Annotated in this window: 9 protein-coding genes; 5 read left to right on the top strand and 4 right to left on the bottom strand. The window is 56.4% G+C overall.

Translation table 11 applies throughout. The features are described 5' to 3' along the window. Positions 1-99: 99 nt before the first annotated feature. Together CPH65_RS10835 and CPH65_RS10840 are read right to left on the bottom strand one after the other, a co-directional pair. Positions 100-564: a hypothetical protein gene (locus CPH65_RS10835; protein ID WP_172891503.1), complete on the bottom strand. Its 465-nt coding sequence runs from the start codon at positions 562-564 to the stop codon at positions 100-102. Next, positions 525-4,061, bottom strand: a complete 3,537-nt coding sequence (locus tag CPH65_RS10840) for a NahK/ErcS family hybrid sensor histidine kinase/response regulator (RefSeq protein ID WP_371359442.1) — start codon at positions 4,059-4,061, stop codon at positions 525-527. Before CPH65_RS10840 ends, CPH65_RS10835 begins: the two co-directional genes overlap by 40 nt. Positions 4,062-4,340: 279 nt before the next feature. On the opposite strand from CPH65_RS10840, the gene CPH65_RS10845 reads away from it, so the two are divergent. The 4 genes from CPH65_RS10845 to CPH65_RS10860 all read left to right on the top strand — a co-directional run bounded on the left by CPH65_RS10845 (position 4,341) and on the right by CPH65_RS10860 (position 8,942). Further along, a complete protein-coding gene (locus tag CPH65_RS10845; protein ID WP_096173484.1) occupies positions 4,341-5,555 on the top strand; it encodes a pyridoxal phosphate-dependent aminotransferase in 1,215 nt (404 codons plus the stop codon). 53 nt (positions 5,556-5,608) lie between these two features. Continuing rightward, the gene (locus tag CPH65_RS10850) at positions 5,609-6,889 is read left to right on the top strand and encodes a nitrogen regulation protein NR(II) (protein WP_096173485.1); all 1,281 of its coding nucleotides are present in this window, start codon (positions 5,609-5,611) and stop codon (positions 6,887-6,889) included. A gap of 46 nt (positions 6,890-6,935) precedes the next feature. Then, positions 6,936-7,553: a response regulator transcription factor gene (locus tag CPH65_RS10855; RefSeq protein ID WP_096173486.1), complete on the top strand. Its 618-nt coding sequence runs from the start codon at positions 6,936-6,938 to the stop codon at positions 7,551-7,553. Positions 7,554-8,318: 765 nt separating this feature from the next. Further along, positions 8,319-8,942 carry a Crp/Fnr family transcriptional regulator gene (locus tag CPH65_RS10860; protein WP_096176360.1) on the top strand — a complete coding sequence of 208 codons (624 nt, stop codon included), beginning with the start codon at positions 8,319-8,321 and terminating at the stop codon, positions 8,940-8,942. Positions 8,943-9,062: 120 nt separating this feature from the next. Here CPH65_RS10860 and hemN read toward each other — a convergent pair whose 3' ends face one another. Both hemN and CPH65_RS10870 read right to left on the bottom strand, forming a co-directional pair. Continuing rightward, positions 9,063-10,412: an oxygen-independent coproporphyrinogen III oxidase gene (gene hemN, locus CPH65_RS10865; protein ID WP_096173487.1), complete on the bottom strand. Its 1,350-nt coding sequence runs from the start codon at positions 10,410-10,412 to the stop codon at positions 9,063-9,065. Positions 10,413-10,527: 115 nt separating this feature from the next. Beyond that, entirely contained in the window at positions 10,528-11,736 is a 1,209-nt protein-coding gene (locus tag CPH65_RS10870; protein ID WP_096173488.1) for an alpha/beta hydrolase, read from the bottom strand. 364 nt (positions 11,737-12,100) lie between these two features. Here CPH65_RS10870 and CPH65_RS10875 point away from each other — a divergent pair, with 364 nt between their 5' ends. Then, positions 12,101-13,162 carry an AbrB family transcriptional regulator gene (locus CPH65_RS10875; protein ID WP_157747622.1) on the top strand — a complete coding sequence of 354 codons (1,062 nt, stop codon included), beginning with the start codon at positions 12,101-12,103 and terminating at the stop codon, positions 13,160-13,162. Positions 13,163-13,325 lie beyond the last annotated feature (163 nt).

Below are 13,325 nucleotides of genomic sequence, written 5' to 3' on the forward strand. Positions count from 1 at the left end.
GATGCGGGCTTTTTCTTTCGTCTTTCGGATTTCTGAATTCGTTTAGCAACTGCCCCTGAGCGCACCGCTCACTGCGAATGGCTCAGGTGCAAGCGCTGTTCATGTGGTCTCTTGGTGCCTTCTGTTCACACTTCTGCGCATGGAAAACTCAACCAACGTGGAGGTCAGCAACAAAAATGGCAGCGGGGCAAGAGTGTAAAGCCAGCTGTAGAACCAGAGCACACTGTGATAGTAAATCAATTTGGCCCACATGGTCTCTTCGGGGCACCGAACGCCCTTCAACATGCTGCCGGTGCAGTTGGCATGGGTCATGTAAAACCCGATCCAACCGGAACCCGGAATGGCAACCAGCAGAACGAGCGCATGGGCCAGTAAGAACCAGCGTATCCAACTGCGGGTGCGGCAATAGAGAGCAACCATCAAACAGGCAAGCCATGCGGCCATGGGCCAGACGTTCATCCATGCTTGGTAGAAGACCTCGGGTAAAGACAAGATTGGATACTCCATGAATGGGAATGGTGCGGCTACTTCTGCCCCCGCCTGCGGATGGCGGTCATGTTCCATGTGTTGAGCAGGGCACGCAGCTGTGCCGGTTTCACCGGCTTGTTGAGCAGGGCCATGTCTTTTGACCTTGCCTCGTCACGGACCTCGGAGGTGCGGTCGGCGGTGATCAGACTGGCCATGATGTGATTGCCAAATTCCCGGCGCAGGATTTCGCAGGTTTCCGTTCCCAGCATATCATCCAGATGATAGTCGATAAGAATGCCATCCAGCGGCTTTTCACTTTCTCTGACCTTGATCTTGGCGTCGTCCACATCAGCGGCCGTAAGCACGATGCAGCCCCAGCCTTCGAGCATGGCCCGCATTCCGTCAAGAATGACAGGCTCGTTGTCGATGCACAGAATATGCAGATCGCTGAGCGGCTGTTTCGCCATTGACGGGGGCGCTTCGGCCCGTCGCGCGCTGTGCAGCAGGCGGAAGGCCGGCAGCTTGACCCCAAAGGCAGAGCCGACATTCGGGGTCGACATCAAGCGGATGGGGTGATCAAGCACCCGTCCGATGCGATCCACGATGGACAGCCCCAGACCAAGGCCCGCGGCGATGCGAGCACCCTCATCAAGGCGCTGGAATTCAAGGAAGATCTCCTCTTGCTTGGCCTCGGGGATACCAACGCCCGTATCGTGAATCTGCACTTCGATGGCGCCAGCCAATCGGCGGCACCCGACCAGCACCCGTCCTTGGGTGGTGTATTTGATGGCGTTGGAAATGAGGTTCTGCAACAGACGCCGCAAAAGTTGCTTGTCAGAGCGGACATGCAGACCACACGATACAATCTTGAGCTCTAGGCCCTTTTCCTTGGCCTGCGGTTCAAAGTCGATCCGCATCCGGTCGAGCAGTTCATCGATCGGAAAGGCTGAGATCTGCGGTTTCATCGCGCCGGAATCAAGCCGTGCGATATCGAGCAATGCTGCCAGAATGTCTTCGACCGCTTCCAGTGAGCTGTCGATGTTGGTCGCCATCACGGAGCTTTCGGCAATTCTGGCATCTTCGGTTTTCTCGGCGATGGTCTCGAGGCGATTGACCAGCGCCGTGGTGTAAAGGCGCGCGGCATTCATCGGCTGCATGATGTCGTGGCCGGCGGCAGCCAGAAAGCGGGTCTTTGAAATATTCGCCTCTTCCGCGTCCTGCTTGGCACTCCTGAGGGCATCGTTCAGATGCATCAATTCGCGCGTGCGGTCCTTGACCCTCCGCTCGAGGGTTTCGTTCGAGGCTTCGAGCGCCCTTTCGGCCCGAACCCGTTCGGATACATCACTGAAGGTGATCACGACACCGCCGTCCGGCATCGCATTGGCCCGCACATCAAGGGTCATTTCCGAGCTGGCCATATGCTCCTGATAGGGGGCCTGTTGCACCACGATGAGATCGATCCGCTCGTTGACGAGCATGTCGACCGGACCGTCACCAAGGTCTCCTCGGGCGGCAATGTGATGCAGGATCGAGGGCAGGGGGGTGCCAACCTGGCCGAACTCTGCGGGGATCTTGAGAAGGTCCCGAAAGGGCTTGTTCCATAAGGTCAGGCGCAGATCCGGATCGAACACCGCAATGCCCTGGCGCACATGGTTGAGCGCGGTCTGCAGCAGATCCCGGTTGTACTGCAGGGCTTCTGACGCATCGTCCAAAAGCTTCATCGTCCCTTTGGGGGCGACTTCCCGTCGCTTGAGCAGAAGACTCATCAGCAGCCGGGATGAGGCCGACCCGATGGCGCTGGCCAGCAGTTGTTCCGCAAAGCGCAGGAACTGCGGATCCACCTCCATGTTGCGATCATAGGTCGTATCGCGCTGCTGGGCATGGGCGCGGAATGACCGCTGTGTGCGCTCGGCACCCAGATAACGCGCCACCATGTCCTTAAGGTCTCCAACCGTCAGCATCGTGCGCCACAGCCTGAGCGCTGGCGAAGGGCGCAATTCGTCCGGCACGAACACATTGGCCTGCAGACGTTCGATCAGCTCCGGCCTGCGAGACACGGAGCCTGCGGTATAGGCAATGAAATTGAACAACAAGCTCCAGAAGACGCCATGCAGCAAAGGTGGCAGGTCGGTGCCGAACAGGGCCTGCGGTTTGAGGAAGGGGATGTCGAACGGGCCGTGATGGATGAAGTCCAGCGGGAATAGGCCGGATTGCGCAAACATGGGCATCAGCAGGGTATAGACCCATATGGTGAAGCCGATCACCAGACCGGCAATCGCTCCGCGCGCATTGGCACGCTTCCAGACAAGCCCGCCAAGCAGCGCCGGCAAAAACTGGGCCATGGCAGCAAAGGCGATGAGGCCAATTTGTGCCAGAGCCGTATTGTTCACCGCTGTGCGATAGAAGGCATAGGCGAGCGTGAACATCAACAGAATCGCCAGTCGCCGTACATTGAGCAGAGCGCGGCCCATGTCGGGCGTATAGATCGCCTGATCGGCGTGGCGACGCAAAAAGATCGGCAGCACCAGATCATTCGAGATCATGATCGCGAGCGCGACCGATGAGATGATGACCATCGCCGTTGCCGCCGAAAGCCCGCCAAGGAAGGCAACCAGCGTGACGAATTCCGATCCAGCCGTCATCGGCAGCGTCAGCACGTAGCTGTCCGCATCCACATCAGCACCCAGAAGGATCTGCCCGGCAAGGGCGATGGGAATGACGAACAGATTGATCAGAACCAGATAGGTGGGAAAGAGCCAGGTTGCACGGCGCAGGGACGCTTCCGAGGTATTCTCCACCACGGCAACGTGGAACTGTCGAGGCAGCAGGATGGCGGCCCCTGATGACAGAATGATCAGCACGATCCAGTTGATGGCATCAGGGCCCTTGTTGGCAGGGCCAAGCGCGGAAATGCCCGCTTCTGCCGCCTGCATCCACAGGTCAGACGGGCCATCGAACATCCAGAAGGTGACGAAAATACCGACAATCAGGAAGGCGATCAGCTTGATGACACTTTCGGTCGCCACAGCCAGGATCAGCCCGCCCTGATGCTCGGTGGCGTCCGCATGACGCGTGCCGAACAGGATGGCGAAGATGGCCATCGCGATGGCTACAAAAAAGGCGATGTCGGCGAGAACCGGAAGCTGGTCATTGGGGAAGGAGAAGTGCAGATGCTCCATCAGAATGGCAACCGACGTTGCCACCGCTTTGAGCTGCAGCGCGATATAGGGCATCGTGCCAACAACCGCGATCACCGTCGCCACGGCCGCCACCTGCTGGTTCTTGCCATATCGGGCACCGAGGAAATCGGCGATTGAGGTAATGCGTTCGGTCTTTGACAGTTTGATAATGCGCCAGACCAGCGGGAAGCCTAGCGTGAAAACGATCATCGGCCCGATGTAGATAGTCAGAAAATCAAGGCCGCTGGTCTGTGCGAGGCCAACCGAGCCGAAAAACGTCCAGCTCGTGCAATAGACGGCCAGCGACAGCGCATAGAGATTTGGATTGCGTTGTCCGGGCGGGCGCTTGCGCGCACGGTGATCCCCATAGGATGCGATGGCAAACAACAGCCCGATATATGTCAGGGTCGTCATAACGACCATCCAGCCTTGCATCATTCACCGCAATCCTTCCTCACTCATGAAAAAGCTATAGCACATGCATTTTCAATGGAAGGTGTGAAGCGTCAGGAAGCGACATGCTTAGACGAATTTTCAAGAGAATAAATGCCTTCTGAGCCTGACGCGAGGTCAGCACCTGCCTCAAATGCATTGTCTCTTGCATTGCGACAGCTTTCTGAGCGAGGATATCCCAAGCACGCTATTTCACGTCCCCCCGCAGAGTTTTCCATTCAATAAGACCAAGGAAAGACAATGGCTTCGTCGCATTCCTCCGATACGGCGCCTGATCTGGGCCGAGACCTTTTGGCCAATTTGAGCCACGAAGCAACAAAGACGCCGCCAAGCGGCATCGTTGATATACGCAGCTACGCCGCAGATCGACAGGATGTCGTGCCGCTCTGGGTCGGCGAGGGATGCATGCCAACGCCGGACTTTATTTGCGAGGCGGCCAACCAGTCGCTCAAGGCCGGCGAGACTTTCTATACACACCAGTGCGGCATTCCGGAATTGCGCGAGGCCATCGCTCGCTATCATGAGCGGCTTTATGGTCGGCCCTTTTCAACGGAACGCTTCTTTGTGACCGGATCGGGGATGCAGGCGATCCAGATCGCGGTCCGCATTCTGGCCAGCCCCGGCGACGAGATTGTCGTGCCGACCCCCGCATGGCCAAACTTGGCTGCGGCGGTACAGGTCGCCAGCGCCCGCCCCGTGGAAGTGCCGCTCGACTTCTCCCCCGAGGGCTGGCATCTCGACCTCGACAAGCTGTTTGCTGCCTGCACTGAGCGCACCAAGGCGTTGTTCATCAATTCCCCGTCCAATCCGACAGGCTGGGTTGCCTCCAGCGATCAGATCAAGGCGATCCTCGACTTTGCCCGCGAGCGGGATCTCTGGATCATTGCCGACGAGATCTACACCCGCTGCTATTATGGCGAGGATCGAGCGACCGCGCCGTCCTTCTATGACATCTGTGAAGAGAATGACAAAATCTTCTTCGTCAACTCCATGTCCAAGAACTGGGCCATGACCGGTTGGCGTGTCGGCTGGCTCAGCGCCCCGCCTGCGCTCGGCGACATCATCAGCAACCTGATTCAGTATTCGACTTCCGGCGTAGCCCCCTTCATGCAGCGCGCTGCGGTCGTTGCACTGAATAACGGTGAGTTATTTATAACTGAACAAATCGAGAGAGCCCGCGAAGGGCGAACAAAGCTGCTGACGGCCTTCGCCGGGCACAATTCGCTTAAGTATGCGCCGCCAATGGGAAGTTTCTACTTCTTTTTCGGGCTGGACGGGGTGACGGATGCGCTTCCTGTCACCCGAAAACTGGTTGATGAAGCCGGTGTTGGATTGGCACCCGGGTTTGCGTTCGGTCAAAGCGGGTCCGCGTTTATGCGACTATGTTTCGCAACAAACCCGGATCAGATGGATAAGGCCATTGATCGCTTGACGCATTGGTTAATTAGACAATAGTCGCGGAAATCCGGGTTTCTTGGACATGAAACAAACCATAGAGACCCCCTGGAATGGATGGAACGCTAACCATCAATGGCCCCAAGCATACCGATGGCCTGACCGTTGAGAGACAAGAAAAGCCTTTTCATCCTATCGAGCATGTGGATGCAAGGCTGATATCCCTTCTCGACATGGCTGCGGATTCCATTTGTCTGATCGATGATCATTCCCGCATCCTGCTGTTCAACAAGGCTTCGGAAACCCTGTTCGGATACAGCGCCGAGGATGTCATCGGCCAGCGCGTCGATATCCTTATGCCACAAAAATATGCCGAGCATCACGATGGCTGGATCGCGCGTTATCTCGAAACCGGCGAGCATTCCATCATCGGGATCGGCCGCGAGGTTCAGGGACAGCACAAGGACGGAACGACCTTCCCGTTCGATCTTTCCGTCGGGGTTGCAGAGACCGAAAATGGCAAGCAGTTCATTGGTGTGATGCGCGACCTGCGCGCACGCAAGGAAGATGAACAGCGCCTTCGCAGTCTGCAGACCGAACTCAATCAGATGACGCGCATCAATGCGATGGATGAGATGGGGGCAACCGTCGCCCACGAGCTCAATCAGCCGCTGACCGCGATCATCCTTTACCTTCAGGCCGTCGAGCGCAAAGTCTCCAAGCTGGCAGACAGGGGCCCCATCACGTCCGAAGATGTCGAGCAATTGTCCGATCTGTGCGGCCGGGCCATTCAGGAAGCACAGCGCTCCTCGTCGCTGCTGCAACGCATCCGCTCGATCATCGAGAAGAAGGAACCCGAACGGACGACGTGCGATCTGGTTGAGATCATCCGCAAGGCACACAAACTGTCTTTGGTTGGTTTTTCGGCAACCGATGTCTTCATCGATCTTTCTGCCCCTGATGATCTGCCGCCCGTGTCTGTCGATCCTGTTCAGATCGAGCAGATCTTTCTCAATCTTTTGCGCAACGCCTTTCAGGCGATGCGCGAGGTTGAACAGAAGGCCATCAAGATCAGTCTCAAGATCGTCACCGACGAGGAGGATCGCCGCGACAGACTGCAGGTCCGGTTCCAGGATACCGGATCGGGCATTCCGGACAGTCATCGCAAGAACCTGTTCAAGGCCTTCGATTCCGAACGACGCAATGGCATGGGTCTGGGCCTGGCCATCGCGCGATCCATCGCCCAGAACCATGGTGGCAGCCTCGATCTGGCACCGTTTGACGAAGCCCAGCCGGGTGCCTGTTTCCTCCTCACCCTGCCCATCGCCTCCTCACCCTCGGACGAATCCGAACCCAAGACAGAGTCTTCCGAGAGCATGGATGGCAGCCAGTAAACAGCGTTCCGGCCACCTAGCCCGATGAAAGCCAAGAGGCAACTTGATGACAACTGATTTGCACCCTTCTATCCATATCGTTGACGACGATCCCGCCGTCCGGGATGCTTTGTCCGTATTGTTCGAGCTGGAAGGATATCAGGTCGAAACCTTTTCCAATGGCGAGGATTTCCTTGCCTTCTCGCGTGAAAATGTTCCGTCCGTTATCCTGCTCGACGTACATATGCCGGGCCGCTCCGGTCTGGAAGTGATGGAAGAACTGGCGGCTCGCCATGTCGCAGCCCCCGTCATGATCATTTCCGGCCAGGGGGACATCCCAATGGCCGTCAATGCGATCAAGATGGGCGCCCATGACTTTATAGAAAAACCGTTTGATGGCACCGAAGTGGTCGACCGGATCGAGAAAATTCTCGAAACCGCTAAAAAGATTCCGGATGCAGGCCAGTCGGCGCTCACCAACTGGAGCTTCCCCAATGCGGAGTCCCTGACACCGCGCGAGCGGGATGTTTTGCTCCAGATTACGCAAGGGGCATCGAACAAGGAAGCGGGACAGCATCTTGCCATCTCCCCGCGCACCATCGAGGTGCATCGTGCTCGCATCATGGAAAAGCTCAAAGCGCGCAATACGGCGGATCTGGTTCGAATCGTTCTGACCGGCCATTGAGCCAACAAGACGAATCCAGTCTTTTTAACCCCAAATTCTTCAACCCCGGTCCCTTGGATCGAGGTTGTGTTTTACATCGCCTGTGATCGATGTGAACTGGTCCTCTGCGCCCTTCGCAGATAGATTGAGGTGCACAGTGATTTGCAGTCTTCCTTTTACGTAAAGTGAAGGTGCCTGCTTTTTACGAGCGGGTAATCAATTTCACATCTCAAGCCATGTGCTTAATCCATAAATTACGTAAGATTAGGCGGATATATACGACTTTTGCACAGGACAACAATGCGCTGTTGCGCCTTAGATGTTCCGTTTTCTCATACATGCACTTGATGGGCATTTTTCCAGATAAAGGAATCGCTGATTGAGACGCGGTTTTCTTGCGAAGCTTGTGTTCGCCCACAGCGGAAAATTTGTTTGATCTACAACAAACTAGCCTTCAATTTGTCTATATGTGTGTAGAAAATAAACGTGTTTGACGGAAAATTAAGGCTAATACGCACCTTGTCCGCCATGGTATTTCCGTTCATGATAAGGGTAAATACGTGTAAGTTCGTTTTTCAAATGGACAGATTGCGACAAGATGAAACATGTCGTATAGGTGCTGGCAGTCTTTGGCATAAGACATGAAATGTGGGACACCAGCCCTGCATAAGGGGAGTTGCTGAGATGTCGGAAGAACGCTATATCAAACTGGCAAGTCATAGTGCACAAAACCGTGTGCTTCCTTCACAGCCCCCTCTTAAGGCAAAAAGCGAATATAAAGGCATCATGTCAAGCGAGCAAAGCCGGCACAAAACCTTTCCCTCCCACGGTGTCGTTTTCTTCGAGGGCGATCCGGCCAACAATATCTATGAAGTGGCCGATGGTTCGGTCATGCTCTACAAGCTTTTGCCCGATGGCAGGCGTCAAGTGGTGGAGATTCTGGGGCCGGGTGACCTGTTTGGCGTTCCTGCTGGCGATGTTTATGACACGTCTGCGGAAACCCTCACGGAAACTCTCGTGCACATGATCTCCAAGAAGGATGCGGAAGGCTCCAATGAGCTTCAGCAGCACATGAGGAAATGCCTGGTGTCTCAGGTTCAGAATCTTCATGAGCATGCGGTGCTTCTGGGGCGCAAATCAGCGCACGAACGCGTGGCATCCTTCCTTATGCGTTTTGTACCCAGCCGCGGTGGCTTCGAATGCATCGGACCCGAAGAAGGGGAAGATCAGTCTGTGGTGACCCTGCACATGACGCGTCAGGAAATCGCCGACTATCTTGGACTGACCATTGAGACCGTCAGTCGCGTCCTGTCCGACATGAAACGCCGCAAGGTCATCACGATGGAAAAACAGGACCGGATCCGCATCATGAATGTTTGTGGTCTGTGTCATCTGACCGGCAAATACTGATCGATCCTTAAGCCGCTCCAAGCGCGCTACTACCTCATCAGAAAACTGGAATACGCCACCCGCTAGCATAGCTTGCCAGCGCGAGGCGGCGTGATTCGGTCGTGGCAGGTCTGGCAGCTGCTAGACAGCAACGGAATGCCGACCCTTTCCGGTTTGAAGATAGGCGTCAAAGGCGGATGCGACGAGCCGCACAAGAGGGCGTCCGGCATGTGTGACACTGAGGCGGTTCCCGTCCCGCGCACAGACACCGTCCGCCTGAAGCTCTTCCAGTGCCGGATAGCAAGCTTGCAGCGGGCTCAGCGGCACATTGAAATCGCGGGCCACTGCTTCGACATCCACCGCATAGGCCGTCATGATCGACATGATGATTGCGGCCCGAGCGCGGTCGTCCTGATCCATGTTGATGCCGCGTGAAATTGGCAGTTCTCCGGCTTCAACAGCTCGGATCCACCCTGCGAAGTCAGGGCTGTTCTGCACATAGCCTTGCGGCATTTTTCCGATGGAGGATGCGCCAAGGCCAATCAGGAACTCGGCTTCGTCTGTGGTGTAGCCCTGAAAATTGCGCCGCATGGAACCTTCCCGTGCGGCAATTGCGAGCGGGTCATCGGACTTGGCAAAGTGATCGAGCCCGATCTTCTCGTAGCCATGGTCTTGCAAAGCCGTGGTGGCGTCGTCAAAGAGGGCTATGCGTTCGGACGCATCGGGCAGCAGCTCTTCGGGCACGAGCCTTTGATGTTTTTTCATCCAGGGCACATGCGCATATCCGAACAGGGCCAGACGAGACGGATCAAGGCTTGCTGTGAGTTCGACCGTGTTGCGGATGGTTTCCCGGCTCTGGTGCGGCAACCCATACATCAGATCAAGATTGATTTCCTCGATGCCAACGGACCGAAGAGCCTCAACCGCTTCTTTCACGCGGCTATAGGGCTGCACGCGTCCCACGGCTTCCTGCACCTTGAGGTCAAAATCCTGAACCCCCAGACTGGTTCGGTTGATGCCTGCGAGGCGCAAAGTGTCGGCAAGCTCGTCAGTCACTGTGCGCGGATCAAGCTCAATCGCATGTTCCATGCCGTCAGTGAAGGTGAAGTGAGCGCGGATGGCATCGACCACACGCATGAAGGCATCCCGAGGCAGAATGGATGGCGTTCCGCCACCCCAGTGGATGTGACTGACGGGCTGTCCCTTGGGCAATTTCCCTGCCACCAGCGCCACTTCGCGCACCAGCATATCCGCATAATCCTGCAGCGGCTTTTCTTTCTTGGTGACCTTGGTATAGCAGCCGCAATAGTGGCACATGGACTGGCAGAAGGGCACGTGCAGATAAAGAGAAATCGGCACGCTGCGATCAACGGTCTTCAGCCACTCGGCATAGGTCTCCGCCCCGAACTCCGAAGAGAAGTGCGGTGCAGTGGGATAGGAGGTGTAGCGCGGCACGGCGCGCGAGGCATATTTCAAGGTCACATCGGTCATGGGGGCATTTAGCGTCTGGTGCTAAGGCTCAACTTTGAGCAAGGTCAATTCTGTCCGATTTGTCATGTCCCGCTTTCGTCGGGGGCAGGGCGGTTGGTGGTCTACTCAAAGCCGATCATTGATCGAAAATCGTTCGTGTGGTCTTGACCACCAGATCGAGCGGCAGCGTTGCGGTGTTGATGAGGGTGCCAGGCAGATTGGCATCGTTGCTATTCTCGAAGACCGCGGTCTTCTTGCCAGACATGGCAACACCCTTGAGCAGGGCGACAAGGCTGGGTGCGGTCACGGCGGTCATGTGGTTCATGCTGTCACCGCCATCAAAACCGGTAACATCAACCACGGTGATGCCTTCGCGTTTGATGCGGGTTTCATCCAGCGAATTGCCAACCCGCCCCGTGTCCCCCGCAAGAAGGCTGGATAATTGCAGCGCGCGATCCCGTGCGGACACAAGGATAACGAAATTCTTGGGCAGAGTGCGGATGGTTGCCAGTTGGCTGTTGAAGACATCCATGTCGATATCGGGTGAAATCAGCACGACCGACTGTATCTTGGAGGGCAGGCGCCCATTGTTCGCAAGCGCGACTTGCCGCAGGCTCTCCATCAAAAGCTCCGTGCCGAGCGAATGGGCCATCAGTGTGATATGATCCACCTTGCTCGCCGCGAGCGCCTTGATGACACTGACAAGCTGATCGCGAGAGGCCTTTACACTGTCCCTGTCATAAATATAGAGCCCGGGGCTGCCTGCCGACGGCCAGCTGAACAGTGCCATCGGAGCGGTCATGTCAAAGTCATGCTTGATTTGTGCGGCGCGATAAAGGGCTTCGGAAAAGTCGGTATTATAGCCGTGCGCGAACAACGTTGCCTCGCGCTTGCCGCGGGCTTGGGGCGATGAACCGGCTGCCAGATCGGCGTTGATCTGCGCACTGAACATGGATGAACCGGTGAGCGGTTTGGTTGAGGCGACGGCAAAATACTTTTTCGGATCTGGCTTGCTGCGCGGCCATTCTATCTCGCCGATCTTGTGGCCCGGCGGAATGGAAACCTGATACGAGGCATACTGAAGCTTGCCTGCCCGCTCGCCGGTGAAATCGGCATGGCCTTTGGGCACGCGGGTCGTCGCAACAACGATGCTTTCGGTTTCAAGCGAGATGGTCGGGGTTTGGGCAAACCGGATGCCGGTCGGCGCGGCGCAGCCCGCAAGCAGGGCACCCAGCATCATTGCAGCCATCACAGGCCGGACCATCCCAAGCAGGGCAGCGTTGTGAATCTGAGGCTCTCTTTTCCGCCGATTGCGCTGGGTTGACACCACCGTCACCTCTGTCATGAAATCCAGTTCCTTGCATACCACCGTCTCCTCAGAGCACAAAATGCAAACTGGCCAGCGCTCACGTTAGCGGTCGATTGTGTCTTGTAGACCACAAATCAGCCGATAATTGAGGTCCAAGCTGAAAATCCTGAGATCGTTCTCATCTGAAGCCGTACATCCAAATAGACAGTATTGTCCGGATTGTGGTCCTATCCGCGGTGTGATACTTCAAATCTGACATCTGCCGACCCAATGTGGTGATCTGATGTGACGTCAGCATCACTGCGAAATCCCTTCCAATCGCAAAGGTGTCTGTTCTACGGCCGACCGACCCGGATCTTCTACCGGATCTTCTGCCGGATCTTCTGAAGGATTCCAAGGCTTGCTCAATTTAGTTGAACTCTATGCCATCGCCTTTGCTGGCGGATGGCTTGCCACCTACATCGGTTTTCCGGCCTCTTGGCTCACGGGGTCCCTGTTGGCGGTTGTGGTTGCCATGTTTGCGGGCCGCAAGCTCTTCATACCGAACCGGCTCAAGAACGGTGGGTTCATGTTGGTTGGCGTCATCCTTGGCACAGGCTTCACGCCGGACACCCTTCATGCCATCGCCGCTTGGCCACTCAGTGTGGCATTGCTTGTGGTTACGGTGATCATCATCACACTGAGTTCCTATTTTGTCTTGCGGCGCGTCGGTCATTGGGACCATGCAACAGCGCTTTTTGCATCGCTTCCCGGCGCTCTGGCTTATGTCATGGCCATTGCCGAAGCATCCCGCGCCGACATCTCGCGAGTGGCCGTCGCTCAGTCGATCCGTGTCTTTGCAATGATCGCAGTGCTGCCGGTGTTGCTCACCCCTTTCGCGCAGCTAGAAGGGGGAGCTGCTCACGATGTGGTGAAAGTGGCCGCGCCCGAGAACCTTGATATGCAGTCGATCCTGATCCTGCTCGCAGGAATGGCGATCGTGGCGCCATTGGTTAAATGGTTCAAAATACCCGGAGGTTTCCTTCTTGGCGGCATGGCCATTTCCGGTGCGTTCTACCTGTCCGGAACCTTCTCTGCACCTTTGCCAGACTGGCTCGCGGTACCGGGCTTCTTGACGATTGGTGCGTTGGTCGGTACGCGCTTTGGTTCCGTATCCCTTTCGCAGCTGGCAAAGCTGATGGGTATATCCCTTCTGTCGCTGTTTGTTTCCATGTCTGTCTCGTTGATCGCCGCCTTGATCGGATGGGCCGTGCTGGGCTTTCCGCCCGGCCAGACCTTTCTGGCCTATGCGCCGGGCGGGTTCGAAACCATGGTGTTGCTGGCATTCCTGTTCGATATGAACCCGGCTTTCGTGGCTGGGCATCATCTGGTTCGCTATCTGGGGCTTGTGCTCATCGCTCCGGCGGTGACCGCCCGTCTGACCAGAGATCAGACAGGCGTGGACGACAAGGTGGCTAAATGATTCTGTGTATGGCGCCACAACTTCACCGGTAGCGCGCGAAACTTGGGAAAATCGCGTAAATTGGAGGGAGGGATTGCCAACCAACGCTGGAGCGCATCTTGGCAAAGAGCCGACCGGGCATTGAAACGGTGTATAAAGTGCACTGTAAGTGCATATTTTTTCT

This window comes from Cohaesibacter sp. ES.047, assembly GCF_900215505.1.
In the GTDB taxonomy this organism is placed as follows: domain Bacteria; phylum Pseudomonadota; class Alphaproteobacteria; order Rhizobiales; family Cohaesibacteraceae; genus Cohaesibacter.